The organism is Achromobacter sp. K91 (assembly GCF_003576205.1).
In the GTDB taxonomy this organism is placed as follows: Bacteria; Pseudomonadota; Gammaproteobacteria; order Burkholderiales; family Burkholderiaceae_B; genus Achromobacter; species Achromobacter aegrifaciens.
In genome coordinates this window covers 180703-200350 of sequence record NZ_QWFB01000032.1, presented here as the reverse complement: position 1 = coordinate 200350, position 19648 = coordinate 180703, and the positions used below count along the sequence as shown (strand labels likewise).

At 67.5% G+C, this 19648-nt stretch carries 16 protein-coding genes; 10 read left to right on the top strand and 6 right to left on the bottom strand.

Translation table 11 applies throughout. The features are described from left to right. Window positions 1–55 precede the first annotated feature (55 nt). The 3 genes from polA (at window position 56) to DXK93_RS15990 (ending at window position 4591) form a co-directional block, all read left to right on the top strand. Window positions 56–2773: a DNA polymerase I gene (gene polA / locus DXK93_RS16000; RefSeq protein WP_119450566.1), complete on the top strand. Its 2718-nt coding sequence runs from the start codon at window positions 56–58 to the stop codon at window positions 2771–2773. Window positions 2774–2890: 117 nt separating this feature from the next. After that, window positions 2891–3730, top strand: coding sequence for a ZIP family metal transporter (locus tag DXK93_RS15995; protein WP_054451005.1), 840 nt, complete (start codon window positions 2891–2893; stop codon window positions 3728–3730). A 72-nt stretch (window positions 3731–3802) separates the two neighbouring features. Then, complete coding sequence (locus DXK93_RS15990) at window positions 3803–4591, top strand: dienelactone hydrolase family protein (protein WP_119450565.1); 789 nt, start codon at window positions 3803–3805, stop codon at window positions 4589–4591. Window positions 4592–4666: 75 nt separating this feature from the next. On the opposite strand, the gene DXK93_RS15985 is transcribed toward DXK93_RS15990, so the two are convergent. Beyond that, window positions 4667–6328: a Na/Pi cotransporter family protein gene (locus DXK93_RS15985; protein WP_054451007.1), complete on the bottom strand. Its 1662-nt coding sequence runs from the start codon at window positions 6326–6328 to the stop codon at window positions 4667–4669. A 192-nt stretch (window positions 6329–6520) separates the two neighbouring features. Here DXK93_RS15985 and DXK93_RS15980 point away from each other — a divergent pair, with 192 nt between their 5' ends. Then, window positions 6521–7912: an L-serine ammonia-lyase gene (locus DXK93_RS15980; RefSeq protein ID WP_119450578.1), complete on the top strand. Its 1392-nt coding sequence runs from the start codon at window positions 6521–6523 to the stop codon at window positions 7910–7912. A gap of 39 nt (window positions 7913–7951) precedes the next feature. Here DXK93_RS15980 and DXK93_RS15975 read toward each other — a convergent pair whose 3' ends face one another. Beyond that, complete coding sequence (locus DXK93_RS15975) at window positions 7952–9079, bottom strand: lactonase family protein (protein ID WP_119450564.1); 1128 nt, start codon at window positions 9077–9079, stop codon at window positions 7952–7954. 226 nt (window positions 9080–9305) lie between these two features. Continuing rightward, entirely contained in the window at window positions 9306–10187 is an 882-nt protein-coding gene (gene htpX, locus DXK93_RS15970; protein ID WP_013392481.1) for a protease HtpX, read from the bottom strand. Window positions 10188–10338: 151 nt separating this feature from the next. On the opposite strand from htpX, the gene DXK93_RS15965 reads away from it, so the two are divergent. Next, on the top strand, window positions 10339–11193 hold the full coding sequence (locus tag DXK93_RS15965) for a DMT family transporter (protein WP_054451009.1): 855 nt from the start codon (window positions 10339–10341) through the stop codon (window positions 11191–11193). A 37-nt stretch (window positions 11194–11230) separates the two neighbouring features. After that, window positions 11231–12085: a sulfurtransferase gene (locus tag DXK93_RS15960; protein WP_054451010.1), complete on the top strand. Its 855-nt coding sequence runs from the start codon at window positions 11231–11233 to the stop codon at window positions 12083–12085. Here DXK93_RS15960 and DXK93_RS15955 read toward each other — a convergent pair. Then, a complete protein-coding gene (locus DXK93_RS15955; protein WP_054451011.1) occupies window positions 12079–13011 on the bottom strand; it encodes a LysR family transcriptional regulator in 933 nt (310 codons plus the stop codon). The two genes, DXK93_RS15960 and DXK93_RS15955, sit on opposite strands and share 7 nt — an antisense overlap. A gap of 115 nt (window positions 13012–13126) precedes the next feature. On the opposite strand from DXK93_RS15955, the gene DXK93_RS15950 reads away from it, so the two are divergent. Next, window positions 13127–14359 (top strand): MFS transporter, encoded by a 1233-nt coding sequence (locus DXK93_RS15950; protein WP_370126874.1) that lies wholly within the window; start codon window positions 13127–13129, stop codon window positions 14357–14359. On the opposite strand, the gene DXK93_RS15945 is transcribed toward DXK93_RS15950, so the two are convergent. Both DXK93_RS15945 and DXK93_RS15940 read right to left on the bottom strand, forming a co-directional pair. Beyond that, on the bottom strand, window positions 14337–14906 hold the full coding sequence (locus DXK93_RS15945) for a phosphonate degradation HD-domain oxygenase (protein WP_054451012.1): 570 nt from the start codon (window positions 14904–14906) through the stop codon (window positions 14337–14339). The genes DXK93_RS15950 and DXK93_RS15945 overlap by 23 nt on opposite strands. Window positions 14907–14944: 38 nt before the next feature. Then, window positions 14945–15808, bottom strand: coding sequence for a LysR family transcriptional regulator (locus tag DXK93_RS15940; RefSeq protein WP_054451329.1), 864 nt, complete (start codon window positions 15806–15808; stop codon window positions 14945–14947). A gap of 147 nt (window positions 15809–15955) precedes the next feature. On the opposite strand from DXK93_RS15940, the gene DXK93_RS15935 reads away from it, so the two are divergent. From DXK93_RS15935 to phnX, 3 genes are read left to right on the top strand one after another with little or no spacing between them, the layout of a single operon-like run. After that, window positions 15956–17029: a putative 2-aminoethylphosphonate ABC transporter ATP-binding protein gene (locus DXK93_RS15935; protein ID WP_054451013.1), complete on the top strand. Its 1074-nt coding sequence runs from the start codon at window positions 15956–15958 to the stop codon at window positions 17027–17029. A gap of 7 nt (window positions 17030–17036) precedes the next feature. Then, window positions 17037–18803 carry a putative 2-aminoethylphosphonate ABC transporter permease subunit gene (locus DXK93_RS15930; RefSeq protein ID WP_233564555.1) on the top strand — a complete coding sequence of 589 codons (1767 nt, stop codon included), beginning with the start codon at window positions 17037–17039 and terminating at the stop codon, window positions 18801–18803. 23 nt (window positions 18804–18826) lie between these two features. Next, on the top strand, window positions 18827–19648 hold the full coding sequence (phnX, locus tag DXK93_RS15925) for a phosphonoacetaldehyde hydrolase (protein WP_054451015.1): 822 nt from the start codon (window positions 18827–18829) through the stop codon (window positions 19646–19648).

Here is a 19648-nt window from a genome sequence, read left to right as displayed (position 1 = left end):
AATTTGTTTGTTGGCGGGTGTTTCCGCAGCTATTGCCATATCTGCCTTTGTAACCATGAAAAAAACCTTATTACTGGTCGACGGTTCAAGTTACTTGTACCGCGCTTTCCACGCTATGCCTGATTTGCGCAACGCGCAAGGCGAACCCACGGGGGCGCTCTACGGCGTGGTGAATATGCTGCGCAAACTTGTCTCTGATCATAAGGCAGAGTATGCCGCATGTATTTTCGATGCCCGCGGCAAGACCTTCCGTGACGATATCTATCCGGAATACAAGTCGCATCGCCCGCCCATGCCGGAAGACCTGGCCGCGCAGATCGAGCCCATCCACCGCGCCGTGCGCGCGCTGGGCTGGCCGGTGCTGGCCATCGAGGGCGTCGAGGCCGACGATGTGATCGGCACCCTGGCCAAGCGCGCCGCCGAGCATGACGTGCACACCATCGTGTCCACCGGCGACAAGGATCTGGCGCAGTTGGTCAACAGCCACGTCACCCTGGTCAACACCATGACGGGCGAAGTGCTGGACGAGGCCGGCGTGGTCAACAAGTTCGGCGTGCCGCCCGACCGCATCGTGGATTACCTGATGCTGGTGGGTGACGCCGTGGACAACGTCCCCGGCGTCACCAAGGTGGGCCCGAAGACGGCGGTCAAATGGCTTACGGAATTCGGCTCGATAGACAAGCTGATTGAAGGCGCGGAAGGCGTCAAGGGCGTGGCGGGCAGCAACCTGCGCGAGGCCATTCCCAACTTCCCGCTGACGCGCCAATTGCTCACCGTGAAGTACGACTGCGACCTGGCCGGCCACGTGGACAACGTGGATGACCTGACGCCGCGTCCGCGCGACGATGCGACGCTGACCGAACTCTATGAACGCTACGGTTTCCGCACCTGGCTGCGCGACCTGACCGGCGACGCCGAACGCGTGCCCACGGGCGACGCCCGCGTTGCGCACGAGGCGCCCGCTGCGCCCGTGGAGCTGGATTATCAGATCATTTCCGATTGGGCCGCGTTCGACGCCTGGATGGAAAAGCTGAAGGACGCGCCCCTGGTCGCGGTGGACACCGAGACCACCTCGCTGGACGAAATGCAGGCCAGGATGGTGGGCATGTCGCTGGCGGTGGCGCCGGGCGTGGCGTGCTACATCCCGGTCGCGCATCGCGGTCCGGACAATGCGCCGCAGCTGCCCAAGGCCGAGGTGCTGGCGCGCCTGAAGCCCTGGCTGGAAGACGCGTCCCGCGCCAAGCTGCTGCACCACGCCAAGTACGACGCGCACGTGTTCGCCAACGAAGGCATCAAGCTGGCCGGCATCGCCGAAGACACGATGCTGCAGGCCTATGTGCTGGAATCGCACCGCGGCGTGGGCCTGAACGACCTGGCCCAGCGCTATCTGGGCCGCAGCGGCGTGTCCTACGAGGACCTCTGCGGCAAGGGCGCCAAGCAGATCGGCTTTGACGAAGTGGCGGTGGACAAGGCCGGCCATTACGCGGCCGAAGACTCGGACTTCACCTTGCAGCTGCACCAGGTGCTGCGCCCCATGGTGGCGGCCGATGCGGGACTGAACCGTATCTACCTGCTGGAAATGCAGGTGTCCTCGGTGCTGACCACGGTCGAGCGCAACGGCGTCAAGGTAGACGCCGCGGAGCTTGGCCGCCAGAGCCACAAGCTGGGCCAGGAGATGCTGCAGCTGGAACAGAAGGCCTATGAACTGGCCGGCCAGCCCTTCAACCTGAATTCCCCCAAGCAGCTGGGCGAGATCCTGTTCGGCCGCATGCAGCTGCCGGTGGTGCGCAAGACCGCCAGCGGCGCGCCGTCCACCGACGAAGAGGTGCTGAGCAAGCTGGCCCAGGACTATCCGCTGCCGCAGGTGCTGCTGGAGTACCGCGGCCTGTCCAAGCTGAAGTCCACCTATACGGACAAGCTGCCGCGCATGATCAACCCGGATACCGGGCGGGTGCACACGCATTATTCGCAGGCCGCGGTGATTACCGGCCGCCTGGCTTCGTCCGATCCCAATCTGCAGAACATCCCCGTGCGCACCGAGGCCGGCCGGCGCGTACGCGAGGCGTTCATCGCCGAGCAGGGCATGCTGCTGTCGGCGGACTATTCCCAGATCGAGCTGCGCATCATGGCGCACGTGTCGGACGACGCCAACCTGCAGCGCGCCTTCGCAGCGGGCGAGGACATCCACCGCGCCACCGCTTCGGAAGTGTTCGGCGTGTCGCTGGCCGACGTCTCCACCGACCAGCGCCGCGCCGCCAAGGCCATCAACTTCGGCCTGATCTACGGCATGGGGGTGTTCGGCCTGGCGTCCAACCTGGGTATCACGCGCGATGCCGCGCAGGCCTACATCGACCGCTATTTCGCCCGCTATCCCGGCGTGGCCATGTACATGGACGACACCCGCCGCCGCGCGCGCGAGCAGGGCTACGTGGAAACCGTCTTCGGACGCCGCCTGCAGTTGCCGGAAATCCGCGGCGCCTCGGGTCCGCGCCGCCAGGCGGCCGAACGCGCGGCCATCAACGCGCCCATGCAGGGCACGGCGGCCGACCTGATCAAGATGGCCATGGTGGCGGTGCAGGACTGGCTGGAAGCCGAAAAGCTGCAGACGCGCATGATCATGCAGGTGCACGACGAACTGGTGCTGGAAGCGCCCGACGCCGAGCTGGAACTGGTCAAGGAAGCGCTGCCGCGCCTCATGTGCAACGTGGCGGAACTGCGCGTGCCGCTGGTGGCGGAAGTCGGCATGGGCAAGAACTGGGAGCAGGCCCACTAGGGCCGGAAGCAGCCGGTTCCAGGACACATGGGCCGCCTGCGGGCGGCCCATTTCCGTTTTTGGTATTGAAACAATATAATGTTTCGCTTCCCTCCGCCTTAAAGCGTCCCCCCAAAAATGTTGCTGCTCTGGATTTTGCTCGCCACCGTCACCGGCGGGCTTATCGCCGTCCTTGTCGCCAGCTGGCTGGCCTACAAGGTTTTCGCGCAATACCTGCACCACATGGTCAGCCTGTCGGTGGGGGTGCTGCTGTCGGTGGCGCTGCTGCACCTGCTGCCCGAGGCCTTCGAGACCGGGGTGGGCGATGCCCACGTGCTGTTCGGCCTGATGCTGGCGTCGCTGATCGGCTTTTTCGTGCTGGAGAAGATTGCGCTGCTGCGCCACAGCCATCACCACGAGGGCGACGGCCATCACCACCACAAGGGGCATGACCGCCACGAGGCGGGCCGCGGCGGCGTGCTGATCCTGATCGGCAGCTCGCTGCACAACCTGTGCGACGGGGTGCTGGTGGCGGCGGCTTTCCTGACCGATCCGCTGCTGGGCGTGCTGACCGCGGCGTCCATCATCATCCATGAGGTGCCGCACAAGCTGGGTGACTTCGTGGTGTTGCTCAACGCGGGCCTGGCGCGCCGCCGCGCGTTCTCCCTGATCCTGTTCACCAGCTTGTGTTCAGCCGTGGGCGGCATAATAGGGTACTTCGTGCTGCAGCAGGCGCAGCAATGGGTGCCGTATGTCCTGGTGGTTGCAGCCAGCAGCTTCCTCTACATTTCGGTGGCCGACCTGATGCCGCAGATGCACGAACGGGTATCCCTGGCCGATGCCGTCCCGCAATTGCTGCTGGTCGGCGTGGGTGTGGTGCTGATCTACAGCGTCACCACGGTGATGCACCATGGGCACGACCACGAGGCCGAAGCCGGCCAGGCCGCGCCGCAAGTGGAGCATGGCCACCGGCACTAGGACAGGCGCGGGGCCGTGCAGGCGCTGACGGGATATCCGGCTTGGTTGATCATCCCTACACAGGAGTTCTTCATGAGTTTTTCCGCCGCAGCCGGCAACGTCGCGCCCACCGTGATCCACACGGACACCCAGGGCCTGGTCCACGGGGATTTCAAACTGCCCGTGGCCGACGACACGATCGCCGCCTATTACGCCGCGCCCGAAGGCAAGCGCGACCTGCCCATCGTGCTGGTTGTGCAGGAGATCTTCGGCGTGCACGAGCACATCAAGGACCTGTGCCGCCGGGTCGCCAAGGCCGGCTACCTTGCCGTCGCTGCCAATCTGTACGAACGCCAGGGCGATGCCTCGGTCTACACCGACATCCCGAAACTCATTGCCGAGCTGGTCAGCAAGGTGCCGGACGAACAGGTGTTCGCCGACCTGGACGCCAGCGTGGCCTGGGCGGCCGCGCACGGCGGCGATCCCAAGCGCGTGGCGGTGACGGGCTTTTGCTGGGGCGGTCGCCTGACCTGGATGTACGCCGCGCACAATCCCGACGTGAAGGCGGGCGTGGCCTGGTACGGCAAGCTCAGCGTGGGCCATGGCCCGCTGATCAAGCGCGTTGCCTTCGACGTGGTCAACGAACTGCATGCCCCGGTGCTGGGCCTGTATGGCGGCAAGGACGCCAGCATTCCGCTGGCCGACGTCGAAACCATGAAATCCAAGCTGGCCGCCGGCAACGACAACGCCCGGCGCTCGGAATTCGTGGTGTATCCCGAGGCCGACCACGCCTTCCTGGCGGACTACCGCGCCAGCTACAAGGCCGAGGCCGCGCAGGATGGCTGGAAGCGCATGCTGGAGTGGTTCAACCGCTATTTGTAAAATGCGGGGCAGCGAAAGCTGCCCAAGAGCGCGGTGAAAAAAGCCGACCACATAAGGTCGGCTTTTTCGTTCTGCTCAGTTCCCAGCCTCGCGCAAGCGGCTGGGCAGCAGTTCGCCGTGCCGCGCCAGCAGCGGATAGGCCGCCGCGCCGACCAGATGGGAATTGATGCCCTTCATGTCGCGCAGGATGTCCAGGTAGAGCGCGCCCACCTCGGCGGCGTCGACCTCGCCGCCCTTGATTTTCTGCAGGTGCGTGTCCGCGGCATGGGTTTCGATCGAGCGGAAGCGCGCCTTTTCACCCGCCAGCGCACGGGCCTGGCGCAGGTCGTCGTTGACGAACAGGGCGGCGGCGGTGCGCTGGTTGGCGATGAGCTGGCCCAGCGTGTCGTCCAGGCTGGCGCGCTGTTCGGGCGAAAAGATCCAGCCCTGCTTGCGCAGCTTGGCGACGTGGCTGAGCAGGCCGTGGTGGGCGATGTCGCCGGCATGGCCGATATTGCTGGTGAAGGCCAGGATGTCGTCCAGGCGCTGGATGTCCTCGCGCGTCATGTTCTCCTGGTCCAGGGTGGCCAGGTAGGTGGTGATGGCGTTTTCCAGCTTGTCCAGCGCGGCGTCCAGCTGGCGCGCCTGCACCATGCGGTGGCGGTTGTCGCGCTTGAAGCCGGCGCGGGCGTAGAGCAGCAGCGTCTGCAGCATGTCGGCCATGCGCAGGGCCTCGCGCGCGGCGTTGCCCAAGGCTACGGCGGGCACGTCATGAGCCCATTCATCCAGGTACTGCGGGCGCGACGGGTCGTTCGGATCCGCGCGCTTGGGCAGCCAGCGCGTCAGCAGAGCGGCGTAGGGCGTCAACAGCGGCAGGAACACCAGGGCGATGACGGCGTTGAACAGGGTGTGGAAGTTGGCCACGGCGCGGGCTGGGTCGGAGGCCAGATCGCTCATCATCGGCTGCAGGTAGGGCAGCAGTATCAGCCCGATCAGCACGCCCAGCACCCGGGTCAGCAGGTTGCCCAGGGGCAGGCGGCGCGCGGCGGGGTCGTCTCCGGTCACGCCTTCGATCATGGGGTTGATGGCAGTGCCCAGGTTGGCGCCCAGCACCAGCGCGAAGGCTACGTGCGGGGCCACCATGTGGTGGCTGGCCAGCGACATGACCAGCACCACCACGGCCACGCTGGAATGCGCCGCCCAGGTGAAGGCGGCCGCCAGCAGTACCGTGGCCACGGGCTGGGTCGCCAGCGCGTCCAGGATCATGCCCAGCATGGGCGCGGTCTGGAAGGGCTGGAACAGTTCGACCAGTTGGTGCAGCGACAGCAACAGCAGGCCCAGGCCGATGAAGACGCGTCCCAGGTCGCGCGTGCGGCCCGGCGGGTAGCGGCGGAACATCCATACGCCCGCGAGGATCAGGATGGGGGCGAGCGAGGTCAGGTCGAAGGACAGCAGCTGGACGATGAGCGTGGTGCCGACGTTGGCGCCCAGCATGGCGGCCAGGGCCGGCGCCAGGCCGACGACGCCGCCGGCCGCGAAGCCGGTGATCATCAGGCCCGTGGCGGTGCTGCTCTGCAACGCGGCGGTAATGCCCAGTCCGGCGGCGAATGCCCGCAGCCGGGTTCCCAAGGCCTTGCCCAACGCCGCGCCCAGGGCGGCCCCGAAGGCGCGCTGCACGCCTGTTTGGACCATATGCACGCCCCAGAGGAGCAGGGCGACGTAGCCGGCGAAGTCAAGCAGGGTAATGAGTCCGGACATCCTGGCGTATTTCCATTCTTTTATGACAAGTAATAATTCTGTAATGATCGCATGCGCGGCGCTGCCGGGGGAACCTGTCCCCGCAATACAGCATACGCCTGCGGGCGCATCTGCGGGGCAGGACGCTAGCTGCGCGTGGGCTGGCCTACGCGTATCATTGCCTCATCAATCGCAGATGCAATGGAGTTTTGCGTGGCTGTTTCCGTATTCGACCTGTTCAAGATAGGCATAGGCCCGTCTAGCTCCCATACGGTGGGCCCCATGCGGGCCGCCCTGTTGTTCGCGCAAGGCCTGGAGCGCGACGGCCTGATGCCCAATGTGGCCACGGTGCGCGCCGAGCTTTACGGCTCGCTGGGCGCCACGGGCAAGGGCCACGGCACCGACAAGGGCGTGCTGCTGGGCCTGATGGGCGAAGCCCCCGACACCGTCGACCCCGCCGCCATCGCCGGCATGATCGCGTCGGTGCGGGCCAGCCGCCAATTGCCGCTGCTGGGACGCTATCCGGTTCCTTTCGTCGAAAAGGAACACATGATGTTCTACCGCCGCGAAGCCATGGCGGAACATCCTAACGGCATGAAGTTTCACGCCTTTGACGCCAATGGCGAATCCCTGCGCGAGGCCCGCTACCTGTCGGTGGGGGGCGGTTTCGTGGTGACGGCCGGCGCGTCCAACAGCCAGGTCATCGCCGCGCACGACCAGTTGCCGTACCCGTTCCGCATGGGTCGCGAACTGATGGGCATGTGCAGCGAGAGCGGCCTGTCGGTGGCGCAGCTGATGATGAAGAACGAGTTGACCTGGCGCGACGAGGCCGAGGTGCACGCCGGGCTGGACCGCATCTGGCAGGTCATGCAGGACTGCGTGTCGCGCGGCTGCGGCATCAACTATCCGGAAGCGGACGGTGAACTGCCCGGTCCCCTGCGCGTGCGCCGCCGCGCGCCCGAGCTTTACCGCAACCTGACCCAGCGCGCCGAGCGCACCCTGTCCGATCCCCTGTCCGTGATGGACTGGGTCAATCTGTACGCCATGGCGGTCAACGAAGAGAACGCCGCGGGCGGGCGCGTCGTGACGGCGCCGACCAATGGCGCGGCCGGCATCATCCCGGCAGTGCTGCATTACTACGACCGCTTCGTGCCTGGTTCCAACCGCGAGGGCGTGCGCGACTTCCTGCTGACCGCGGCGGCCGTGGGCCTGCTGTACAAGTACAACGCCTCGCTGTCGGGCGCCGAAGTCGGCTGCCAGGGCGAGGTCGGCGTGGCCTGCTCGATGGCGGCGGGCGGCCTGGCCGCGGCCCTGGGCGGCACGGTCGAACAGGTCGAGAACGCGGCCGAGATCGGCATGGAGCACAACCTGGGCCTGACCTGCGACCCCGTGGGCGGCCTGGTGCAGATCCCCTGTATCGAGCGCAACGCCATGGCCTCCATCAAGGCCGTGAACGCTGCCCGCATGGCGCTGCGCGGCGACGGCCAGCACTACGTGTCGCTGGACTCCGTCATCAAGACCATGCGCGAGACCGGCGCCGACATGAAGACCAAGTACAAGGAAACCGCGCGCGGCGGGCTGGCGGTGAACATCGTCGAGTGCTGAGGGCACGGGGTGACGACGATGCGGGAGGGCGAGCGGCTGTCATGGCCTCGGGGTTTCTTTCCGAAGCAAGGGAAGAACGCAGGCCGGGGAGGAAATGGCAAACGGCACGCCTGCAGGCTGCAGCTGGCCGCTGTCCAGGTCGATGCGCATGCAGGAAATGCGGTGCTCGTCCTGGCTGGCGACCAGCAGGAAGCCGCCGTCCGGGGTGATGGCGGCGTCCCGCGGGGTGCGCCCGCCGGCGGGCCACAAGCCTATCGGCTCAAGCCAAGGGGCGGATTCCAATAGCCGAAATCCTGCGATGCTGTCGTGGCCGCGGTTGGTCGCGTAGAGCCAGCGTCCGCTCGGATGCAGGCAAAGCGCGGACGCGGAGTTGGCGTTTTGCCAATCTGCCGGCAGCGTGCCGATCCGGGCGAGCGCGTGTGCATGGGGATCGCGTGCCGTGGGCAGTTGAACGACGCTCACGCTATTGGACAGTTCGTTGAGCACGAAGGCGCGGGTACCGGCCGGATTCAGCCGCAGGTGGCGCGGCCCGGAACCTGGTCCTATCTGCACCTGCAGGTCCGGGAGCAGATCCAGCGCGGCGTCCCGCAAGGCATGGCGGGCGACGCTGTCGGTACCCAAGTCACACAGGTAGACCGCATCGCCGGACGGGGTCGGCTGGGCGCAATGCACATGGGGGCTCGCCTGGCGGTCGCTGCGCGGACCGCTGCCATGGCGCACGATGATGTCGGGCGGGGCGCTGGGCAACCCCTGCCGGTCGAGCCGGTAGCTCAGGAGTTCGCCGCTGCCATAGTTGGATACGAAGAGGCGGTCCGCCGCAGGCGTCAGGCTGATGTGGCAAGGGCTGGCGCCAGGCGTAGGCACATTGAGCAAATGCCGCAGCGTGGCCGCGTCGTCGACCGCGTAGACGTCGATGCTGGCGCCTACCTCCTGCTCGCTCACGCCGTACAGCAGGCCGAGGGACGCGGAATGGCACAGGTAAGAGGGATTGACGCCATGGCTGTCCACCTGCAATTCACGCAGCGTGGCCGTCGCGGCGTCGAACCTCAGCAAGTGGATGCCGCGCCCTATGCCGTGCACATGCGGCATCGGCCGCGTATACGTGCCCACGGCAACCAGCCAGCTGCCCGTTCCGCGGGCCGGGGAGTGCGTACTCGATTCAGCCACGGTCTGCCCTCGACATCACGTCTATCCATACGGCCAGGACCGGCGCCAGGCCCCTGAAATTATGCGCCCACCCCATTGAAGCAGGAATGTCTGATCGTTGGTCGTCTTCGGGGTCTGCCTCGCATCCTGGGGACCTTTTTTGGCCGGAGCCGGAAAAGACGATGGCCCGCGCAAGCGGGCCATCGAGTCAGGGCTGCAGGGCGCGAGGCCCGTCTGAGCGAAAGGCTTAGATCACGCGCGCATTCTGCAGCGCGGCGATGCGGGCCGGAATCGGCGGGTGCGAGGCGAACATCGCGGCCAGGCCGCCCTTGCCGGTGATGCCCGAGGCCTCGAAGGACTTGGGCAGCTCGCCCGGTTCCAGGCCGCCCAGGCGGGCCAGGGCGCGGATCATGGGTTCGCGGGCGCCCATCAGGTGGGCCGAGCCGGCGTCGGCGCGGTACTCGCGCTGGCGCGAGAACCAGGCCACGATGATCGAGGCCAGCACGCCGAAGATGATTTCACAGACCAGCACGGTGATGTAGTAGCCCGGGCCGATGCCGCGTTCGTTCTTGAACACCACGCGGTCGATGAAGTAGCCGACCACGCGGGCCAGGAACACGACGAAGGTGTTCACCACGCCCTGGATCAGCGTCAGCGTGACCATGTCGCCGTTGGCGATGTGCGCGACTTCGTGCGCCAGCACGGCGGCGACTTCTTCCTCGCTCATGCTTTCCAGGAGACCGGTGGACACCGCGACCAGCGAGTCGTTCTTGAAGGCGCCGGTGGCGAAGGCGTTGGGGGCACCTTCATAGATGGCGACTTCCGGGCGGCCGATGCCGGCGCGGTCGGCCAGCTGGTGCACGGTGTCGACCAGCCAGGCTTCGCGCTGGTTGCGGGGCGAATTCGGGTCGAGCACCTGGGCGCCGGTGCTCCACTTGGCCATGGGCTTGCTGATCAGGAGCGAGATGATCGCGCCGGTGAAACCGACCACCACCGAGAAAATCAGCAGGGCGTTCAGGTTCAGGCCGTTGGCGGTGATGTAGCGGTCCACGCCCAGGATGCGCAGCGTGGCCGACAGCACCAGCATGACAGCCAGGTTGGTCAGGACGAACAGGACAATGCGTTTCATGTTTTTTGTGTTCCTCTGCGAGCAGGATATGCCGGGATTCGACACTGCTGCGGGCCGCCAGTTCCCCGACTCGCGGCGCCGCTTCCGGTGACGGAGAGTATAGTATCGCTTTCCCTTATTCCTCCTCACTTTTCCCTTAGCGTAGACCCCCATGCAGGCACTCTGGATGTTGCTGGCGTCCGCCATGTTCGCCATCATGGGTTCGTTCGTGAAGCTCGGCACCGAACACGGCGCCTCGCTGCCGCAAGTCGTTCTATTTCGCGGATTGCCGTCGGTCATCCTGCTGCTGATCTGGGCCCGCGCCGGCCGCCAGTCCATCATCCCCGTCAGCTGGAAACTCCACCTGTGGCGCAACCTGTCCGGCGTCACCTCGATGTGGCTGGGCTTTTTCGCCATCGCCCATCTGCCCCTGGCCACCGCCACCAGCCTGAACTACACCGCGCCGCTGTTCATCGCCTGCTGGATGCTGGGCTGGGGCGGCGCGCAGCGCGACCCCGTGCGCATCGTGGCGGTGGCGCTGGGGTTCCTGGGCGTGATCGCGGTGCTGCGGCCCAGCATCAACGAGGACCAGTGGCTGGCTGCCCTGCTGGGGATGACCGCCGGCGCCATGTCGGCCATCGCCATGATGCAGATCCGCCAGTTGGGCCGGGTCGGCGAACCCGAATGGCGCACGGTGCTGTTCTTCTCCGTGGCCGTTTGCGTGTCCAGCCTGGCCGGACTGTTGTTCGAGGGCTGGGGCCACGCCGACTGGACCGGCTACCTGTCGCTGCTGGGCGTGGGCGTGACGGGCCTGTTCGGCCAGTTGGCCATGACCCGCGCCTTCGGCCTGGGGTCGGCGCTGCTGACGGCGGCGCTGCAGTACAGCACCATCATCTTCGCGGCCCTGCTGGGCATGGGTTTCTGGGGCGAACAGCTGGACGCCCTGGCCTGGGCCGGCATGGGCTTGATCATTTTCGCGGGCCTGTTGTCGATCTGGCGCACCATGCGCGATCCCAAGCCGGCCTGAGCCGCGGTCGCCCAACACCCTTACAGGAGCACACCGAATGACGATGACCCTGATTTCCGCCGCCGACCTGGCCGCGCGCCTGGATGCGCCGGACGTGCGCGTGTTCGACGTGCGCCACGACCTGACCAACCATGCGGCGGGCCGTCAGGCCTATGACGCGGGCCACATCCCCGGCGCGCGCTACCTGGACCACGAAACCGAACTGGCCGCGGCCCGCACCGGCAAGAACGGCCGTCATCCGCTGCCGTCGCGCGCCGCGTTCGGCGCGCTCATGGCCGCCCACGGCGTGACGCCCAAGACCCTGGTGGTGGCCTATGACGCCAGCGGCGGCATGTACGCTGCGCACCTGTGGTGGATGCTGCGCTGGCTGGGGCATGACCAGGTGGCAGTGCTGGACGGCGGCTGGCAGGCCTGGACGGCGGCCGGTTTGCCGACCACGACCGAGGCGGGCGCCGCCGTGCGCGCGGGCCAGCCCGTCGAGCCGGGCGCCTCGCTGGCGGGTTCGGTGGATGCGCAGGCGGTGCTGGACAACATTCCCCGCCAGGCCTTCACCGTGATCGACGCGCGCGCGGCCAACCGCTACCGCGGCGAGGTCGAGCCCATGGACCCGGTCGCCGGCCACATTCCGGGCGCGCTGAACCGCCCCAACGGCGAGAACCTCCAGGCCGACGGCCGTTTCAAGCCGGCCGCGCAGTTGCGCGAGGAATTCGCCACGCTGCTGGACGGCCGCGATCCGGCTGCCATCGTGCACCAGTGCGGCTCGGGCATCACGGCTTGCCACAACCTGCTGTCCATGGAGATCGCGGGCCTGTCCGGTTCGCGCCTGTACCCGGGCTCCTGGAGCGAGTGGTGCAGCGATCCGTCCCGCCCGGTGGCTACGGGCGCTCAGTGACCCGAGGCCTGGGCCTGACGCCCGGGCCTGGACGCCCGGGCGTCGGCAAAGACCCGGGAACCCAGAAAGTCCACTAGCGCCCGGACCTTCGGCGACGGGTGCTTGCTGGCGGGCCACAGGATGTGGAAGACGTTGGTCCGCTCCGATTTTCCTTTCAGGACCTGCACCAGGCGGCCGTCCGCCAGGGGTTCGCGGATGGCGAAGTCCGGCAGGTAGGCAATCCCCAATCCTTGCAGCGCGAAGCAGGCGCGCGTCTCGATGTTGTTGCAGATCATCGAGACGGGCAACTGCAGTTCAGGCTCGTCGTCGGCTTGCCGCAGGGCCCAGGTCTCCAGCTTGCCGCTGCTGGGAAAGCGGTAGTGCAGGCAGCTGTGGCGCAGCAGGTCGGCCGGCGTTTTGGGCGTGCCGCGGCTGGCCAGGTAGGCGGGGGAGGCGACCAGCAGGATCTGGAAGGCGCCCAGGCGGCGCGCCGACAGGCGTGAGTCGGCCGGCTCGCCCGTGCGCACCACGGCATCGAAGCCTTCTTCGATCACGTCCACCATCCGGTCGGTGAAATCCAGGTCGAGTTCGATCTCGGGATACTCGCGCATGAACTCGCCCAGCACCGGCAGCACCAGCCCGCTGACCAGCGGCAGACTGACGCGCAGGCGTCCGCGCGGCGCGGCGGCGGCCTGCGACAGCTCCAGTTCGGCCGCTTCGATCTCGGCCAGGATGCGGCGGCTGCGTTCCAGGAACAGCGCCCCCTCGGCCGTCAAGGTGACGCTGCGCGTGCTGCGGTGGAACAGGCGCACGCCCAGTTTTTCTTCCAGCCGCGCCACGCTTTTGCCGATGGCGGATGCCGACACGCCCAGCAGCCGGCCGGCGGCGACGAAGCTGCGCGTTTCGGCGACCTGCACGAACACGACAAAGCCATTGAGGCTATCCATCTGTTTCCTCGATTGCGGACATATAGTTCCGCATAAGAAGGAAATGTAGCCTACTTTTTCTTTAATCCGGGGGGCTCTATCGTCTCGGCACCAAGCTTCAACCAAGGTGCCTGAGATGAAAAAAGCCACGAATTCCCCGCGTCCGCGTACTGCGCCCACGCATCCCCCCGCCGGTCGCGACCGCCTGCCGCTGGGCGCCTTGCTGGCGCTGGCGATGGCCGGCTTCATCACCATCCTGACCGAGGCGCTGCCGGCCGGGCTGCTGCCGCAGATGGCGCAGGGCCTGGCCGTGTCCCAGGCCAGCATCGGCCAGACCGTCACCATCTACGCGATCGGGTCGTTGGTGGCGGCGATCCCGCTGGTCGCCGCGACCCAGGGCGTGCGGCGGCGTCCGCTGCTGCTGGCGGCGATCGCCGGGTTCGTGCTGGCCAACACGGTGACCGCGCTGTCATCCGGCTATGTGCTGACCCTGGCCGCGCGCTTCCTGGCCGGCGTGTCGGCGGGACTGTTGTGGGCGCTGCTGGCAGGTTACGCCGCGCGCATGGTGCCCGCACATCAGCAAGGGCGCGCGATCGCGGTGGCGATGCTGGGTGCGCCGCTGGCGCTGTCGCTGGGCGTTCCGGCCGGCACGTTCCTGGGCGCGCTGTGGGGCTGGCGCGCAGGCTTTGGCATCATGAGCGGGCTGGCCTTGGTCCTGATGATCTGGGTGCGTTTGCGGGTGCCGGACTTTGCGGGACAGGCCCGAGGCCGGCAACTGCCGCTGCGGCGCGTATTCCTGCTGCCCGGCGTGCGCCCGGTGCTGTTCGCGGTGCTGGCGTTCGTCCTGGCGCACAACATTCTCTACATCTATATCGCGCCGTTCCTGGCATCGCTGGGCATGGCTGCAAACACCGAGCTGGTGCTGCTGGTGTTCGGACTCAGCTCCCTGGCCGGCATCTGGCTGATCGGGACGTTGATCGACCGTCATCTGCGGGCGCTGACTTTGGCCTGCATCGCCCTGTTCGGCCTGGCCGCGCTGGCGCTGGGTATCGCGGGCGGCATGCCGGCCATGCTTTATCTGTCGGTGGGGGCTTGGGGCGTGGCGTTCGGCGGCTCGCCGACGCTGTTCCAGACCGCGCTGGCCAAGACGTCGGGCGATGCCGCGGACGTGGCGCAGTCCATGCTGGTGACCGCGTGGAACACGGCGATTGCCGCAGGCGGGATCGTAGGCGGCGCGTTGCTCGAACGCCTGGGCGTGGCCGCGTTCGTACCGGTGCTGCTGGCGCTGTTGGCGGCGACGCTGGCGGTGGTCTGGGCCGCCAGGACGCACGGCTTTCCGGCCAGCCCTACCAGATGGCAGCCAGCTTGACCCGACCCGAGATGCTCTCGGCGATTTCCAGGAAGTGGTCCAGGGGCGGCGTTGCCAGCCCCGGAACCTTGGCCATGTCGTCCCAGCGCCTCAGGCGGATCGCATCCGGCGCGCCCGGCATGCTCGCGAATTCCACCGCCTGGCTCGCATCGAAACTGCCCCCCTGCAGCGCCAGGCTGCGTTTCGAATCCTCCGAGAGCGACGCTTCATATTGCGGTTCCACATAGCAGAGGTAGCGCTTGGCTTCCACGTGCAGCCGGATCGGGTCCAGCACCGCCGAGCTGAACAGGCCGCGCAGGAAGGGCAGGACGAAGTACTGGTGCTTGTCGTCGATGCCGCGCAGCGTCGGCGTGCCAGGCCGGTCGGCGATGAGATGGCCCAGGTCGTGCAGCAGGCTGGCGGTGATCAGGTGGGCGCCGGCGCCGTTGCGCTCGGCCAGCGCCGCGGTCTGCAGCGCATGCCGCAGGTGGCTGACGGATTCGCCGTCATAGGAGCGGTGCCCGCGCTCCAGGAAAATCTGCTCGATATCTTGCAAGGTCAAGGCCATGGTTGTCTCCTGGGTGGCCGCATAGGGGAGGGCGGCGCTCAGCCGGCGGCTGGCGCCATCTCCAGAAAGCGCGCGATCAGCTGCACCGGTTGGCGCTCGCGCAGGCAGTACAGGTATTCGTGCATCACGATGTCGGCGCCCTCGATGTCCAGGGCAGCCAGATCGGGATGGGACGGGATTTCGCGCGAGGGGATCAGGCTGATCCCCAGGCCGCACAGGATGGCCTGGCGGATGGACTCGCGGCTGCCGATTTCCAGCGTGCGGCTTACCGTGACGCCGGCCGCCTGCAAGGCGTCCTCCGTCAGCTGCCGCGTCATGGAGCCGGGTTCGCGCAGCAGCAGCGCGTGTTCGGCCAGGTCGGCCAGGCGGACGTGGCCGTGGCGCGCCAAGGGATGGTCGCGATGCGCCACCACCCGGATGGGGTCGGCCGCGATCATGCGGCGGTACAGGTGCTTGTCATCCATCAGAAACGACGACGTGGCAATCTCGATGCGATAGTCATGCAGCGCCTGCAGCATGCTTTGCGAATTGCCGATAGCCAGCGTCAGGTCTATGCCCGGATAACGCTGGTTATAGGCGCGCACCGTGTCCATGATGTAGTAGGGGCCGGTGGCGCCGATGCGCAGATTGCCTTCGCGCAGGTCGCTGGCGTCGCGCAGCCGGAAGTCGATCTCGGTTTCCTGCTGGACCAGCTTTTCCACCATGGGCATCAGGCTGTGGCCGGCGTCCGACAGGCGCATGCCGCGCCCCTGGCGGTGGAACAGTTCGACGCCGTAACGCGACTCCAGCTGGCGCAATTGCCCCGTCACCGTGGGCTGGCTGACGCCCAACTGGGCGGCGGCCTTGGTGACGGTGCCGCAGCGGGCCACGGCGTAGAAGGATTTGAGTTCGGCGACAAGCACGGTGCAGGGGGCGGAATAGGGGCGCAATGCGCAAGACCGCCAGTACACCAAAATAATTTGATGTTTTTATTACTGCATTTGCGCGAAGTGTCATAAACACTCAATACGCGTCTTCCATACTGCCTTCGTTCCCAAACCGGAGGCCCCATGGCCGAACGCGATACCGCATTTCTCTCTGTCAGGCATCTGGTGAAGCGCTTTGGCAGCCACACCGCGCTGTCGGACGTCTCGCTCGACATCCGCGCCGGGGAGTTGGTGTGCCTGCTGGGCCCCTCGGGCTGCGGCAAGACCACCTTGCTGCGCGCCATCGCCGGCCTCGAGCGCCAGGACAGCGGCACCATCGTGCTGTCCGGGCGCGACATCTCGCACGCCGAACCGCAGGCGCGCGACTACGGCATCCTGTTCCAGTCGTACGCGCTGTTTCCCAACCTGACGGTGGCCCAGAACGTGGCCTACGGCCTGAGCGGCAAGCGCGCCCACCGCAACCACGTCGCCAACCGCGTCGAGGAAATGCTGACGCTGGTCGGCCTGGCGGGCGCGGCGGATAAATATCCGGGACAGATTTCCGGCGGACAGCAGCAGCGCGTGGCCCTGGCGCGCGCGCTGGCGCCATCGCCGTCCCTGCTGCTGCTGGACGAGCCCATGTCGGCGCTGGACGCCCGCGTGCGCGAGCATCTGCGCATCGAGCTGCGGGCCCTGCAGAAGCGCCTGTCCATCACTACGCTGATGGTCACGCACGACCAGGAAGAGGCCATGGTGATGGCCGACCGCATCGCCGTAATGAATGGCGGCATCATCGAGCAGTACGGCACGCCGCGGGAACTCTACCGCCAGCCCGGCTCGGCCTTCATCGCCGATTTCGTGGGCGAGGCGAACTGGCTGCCGTTCGAACGCGTGGACGCGCACCGCGCCCGCGTCGGACGCCAGGAGCTGGCCGTGGACGAGGCGCTGGACGCCGCCAGCGGCAAGCTGTTCGTGCGCCCGGAAGCGGTGCGCGTCAGCACCGCGCGCCCGGATCAGCCCAACGCCATGTTGGCCGATGTGCTGGACGGCGTGTTCCTTGGCCGCGGCTATCGCCTGGCCTTGCGCCTTGAGGGCGTGCCCGGCAGCACGGTGCATTCCATCGTGTCCCCCGAAATCGGAGACGCCCTGCTGGGCCCTCACGCCGCCAGCCGCTGCTGGGTGGAGCTGCCGCGCCATGCGATTCGCGCCTACGCTTGATCCGGCCATGAACCGTTCCTCCAACGCCGCCGCGCCGGCTGCTGGAAATATCGCAGCGCCCATGCCGGCCCCGGCGCTGGGCCGCCGCCCGCTGCCGGCCTGGGTTGGCGCCTTCGGCCTGGCCACCGGGCAGGGCGCCCTGGCGCTGGGCCTGTTGCTGTTCCTGGCGCTGCCGCTGGCCGCCATCCTGCTCAAGTCGGTGACCGACAGCGATGGCGCCTGGGCCGGGTTATCGGTGCTTGCGGACATCATCGGCGGCGACGGCTTCATGGCCATGGTCGCGCGCAGCCTCGCGGTGGGCGTGGTGACGACCCTGCTGGTCGTGCCCTGCGCCTATGGATTCGCCTATGGCCTGACCCGCACGCGCCTGCCGGGCAAGGGCCTGCTGCGCACCGTCGCCTTGCTGCCGCTGCTGGCGCCGTCGCTGCTGCCGGGGATCGCGCTGGTGTACCTGCTAGGCAACCAGGGGCTGCTCAAGAGCCTGACGGGCGGCGCGACCATCTACGGTTTCTGGGGCATCGTCGTGGGCGAGGCTTTCTATACCTTCCCGCACGCGCTGATGATTCTGCTGACCGGCCTGGCCCTGGCCGACGGCCGTCTTTATGACGCCGCGCGCGCCATGGGCGCCGGCCCCTGGCGCACCTTCCTGACCGTGACCCTGCCGGGCACCCGCTACGCCGTGTTTTCGGCCTGCTGCGTGGTGTTCACGCTGACGGTGACCGACTTCGGCGTGCCCAAGGTCGTGGGCGGCGATTACAACGTGCTGGCGATGGAAGCCTACAAGGCCGTGGTCGGCCAGCAGAACTTTCCCAAGGGCGCGGCCATCGGCATCCTGCTGCTGCTTCCCGCGATCCTGACCTTCGCCCTGGACCGGCGGCTGCGCGCCCGACAAGGCGCTCAGCTGAGCGGCCGGGCCCAGCCCTATGCCGCAGGCGCCAACCGCCGCCGCGATGCCGCGTTCCTGGCGCTGGCCGGCGTGCTGGCGGCGTTCCTGCTGCTGATCATCGGCGTGGCGGTGTGGGCGTCCTTCGTGAAGATGTGGCCCTACAACCTGTCGATGTCGCTGCGTTCGTACGACTTCGACAATATGGACGGCGGCGGCTGGCTCGCCTGGCGCAACAGCCTGCAGCTGGCGTTCTGCACCGCCCTGGCCGGCACGGCCGTGGTCTTCACCGGCGCATGGATGATGGAGAAGGTGCCCGCCCGCGGCCAGCTTGCGCGCGGCCTGCGCGGCATGGTCGGCATGCTGGCGCTGATGCCCATGGCGGTGCCGGGCCTGGTGCTGGGCCTGGGCTACATCTTCTTCTTCAACAGCCTGTCGAACCCGCTGAACGTGCTGTACGGCACCATGCCGCTGCTGGTCCTGTGCACCATCGTCCACTTCTACACCAGCGCGCACCTCACGGCTGCCACCGCGCTCAATGCGCTGGACCCCGAATTCGAAGCGGCCTCCGCGTCGCTCAAGGTGCCGCGCCTGACGACCTTCCTGCGCGTGACGCTGCCGATGTGCCTGCCGGCCGCGCTGGACGTGGCCCGCTATCTGTTTGTCTCCGCCATGACCACGGTGTCCGCGGTCGTGTTTCTGTACAGCCCGTCGACGGTGCTGGCCGCGGTCGCGGTGCTGAATATGGACGACGCCGGCTTCATCGGTCCCGCTGCCGCCATGTGCACCGTGATCATGGCCAGTTCGGCCGTCGCTGCCCTGGTCCTGCACCTGGCCAGCCGCGCGCTGGTGGCGCGCAGCCAGGCCTGGCGCCGCCCCGCGGCCCATTGAACGATTTTTCAAGGATGACCCTCATGACTGTTTCGCCTTTGCCCGTCCGCCTGGAGGCGGTGATCTTCGACTGGGCCGGCACGCTGGTCGACTTCGGTTCCTTCGCGCCCACCAAGGTGTTCGTGGACGCGTTCTCGCAGTTCGGCGTGGAAATGTCGCTGGCGCAGGCCCGCGGCCCGATGGGCATGGGCAAGTGGGACCACATCCGCACGCTCTGCAATGAGCCGGTCATCGCCAGCCAGTACCAGGCCCAGTTCGGCCGCCTGCCCACCGATGACGACGTGACCGCCATCTACGAGCGCTTCCTGCCGATGCAGCTGGACAAGGTTGCCCAGTATTCGGCGGCGATCCCCGGCGCGGCAGAACTGCTGCGCGCTCTGCGCCAGCACGGCCTGAAGATCGGCTCGTGCTCGGGCTACCCCGCCAGCGTCATGCGCCGCGTGGTCGAGCGCGCCGCCACCGAAGGCCTGGAGCCCGATTGCATCGTCGCCAGCGACGACGTGCCGCGCGCGCGCCCGGCGCCCGCGATGGCGCTGAAGAATGTGGTCGAACTCGGCCTGTCCGACGTGGCCGCCTGCGTCAAGGTCGACGACACCGCGCCCGGCATCGAAGAAGGACGCCGCGCCGGCATGTGGACCGTGGGCCTGCTGCTGTCGGGCAACGCCGCCGGCCTGACGCTGGAGGAATACCTGAGCCTGGACGACGCAGGCCGCCAGAAAGCGCGCACCGCCGCCAGCCTGGAGCTGTCGCCCGCCGCGCCGCACTACCTGATCGATACCGTCGCCGACCTGCCTGGCGTGATCTCCGATATCGAAGCCCGCTTGTCCGCAGGCCAGCGCCCCTAA

Bases quoted from the DNA above. Each gene is read 5' to 3' on its own strand.
- DXK93_RS15935 (WP_054451013.1), top strand. From the start codon at position 15,956: ATGGCCGAACGCGATACCGCATTTCTCTCTGTCAGGCATCTGGTGAAG.
- phnX (WP_054451015.1), top strand. From the start codon at position 18,827: ATGACTGTTTCGCCTTTGCCCGTCCGCCTGGAGGCGGTGATCTTCGAC.
- DXK93_RS15945 (WP_054451012.1), bottom strand. From the start codon at position 14,906: ATGGCCTTGACCTTGCAAGATATCGAGCAGATTTTCCTGGAGCGCGGG.
- DXK93_RS15930 (WP_233564555.1), top strand. From the start codon at position 17,037: ATGAACCGTTCCTCCAACGCCGCCGCGCCGGCTGCTGGAAATATCGCA.
- DXK93_RS15995 (WP_054451005.1), top strand. From the start codon at position 2,891: ATGTTGCTGCTCTGGATTTTGCTCGCCACCGTCACCGGCGGGCTTATC.
- DXK93_RS15955 (WP_054451011.1), bottom strand. From the start codon at position 13,011: ATGGATAGCCTCAATGGCTTTGTCGTGTTCGTGCAGGTCGCCGAAACG.
- polA (WP_119450566.1), top strand. From the start codon at position 56: ATGAAAAAAACCTTATTACTGGTCGACGGTTCAAGTTACTTGTACCGC.
- DXK93_RS15990 (WP_119450565.1), top strand. From the start codon at position 3,803: ATGAGTTTTTCCGCCGCAGCCGGCAACGTCGCGCCCACCGTGATCCAC.
- DXK93_RS15950 (WP_370126874.1), top strand. From the start codon at position 13,127: ATGAAAAAAGCCACGAATTCCCCGCGTCCGCGTACTGCGCCCACGCAT.
- DXK93_RS15960 (WP_054451010.1), top strand. From the start codon at position 11,231: ATGACGATGACCCTGATTTCCGCCGCCGACCTGGCCGCGCGCCTGGAT.
- DXK93_RS15985 (WP_054451007.1), bottom strand. From the start codon at position 6,328: ATGTCCGGACTCATTACCCTGCTTGACTTCGCCGGCTACGTCGCCCTG.
- DXK93_RS15965 (WP_054451009.1), top strand. From the start codon at position 10,339: ATGCAGGCACTCTGGATGTTGCTGGCGTCCGCCATGTTCGCCATCATG.
- htpX (WP_013392481.1), bottom strand. From the start codon at position 10,187: ATGAAACGCATTGTCCTGTTCGTCCTGACCAACCTGGCTGTCATGCTG.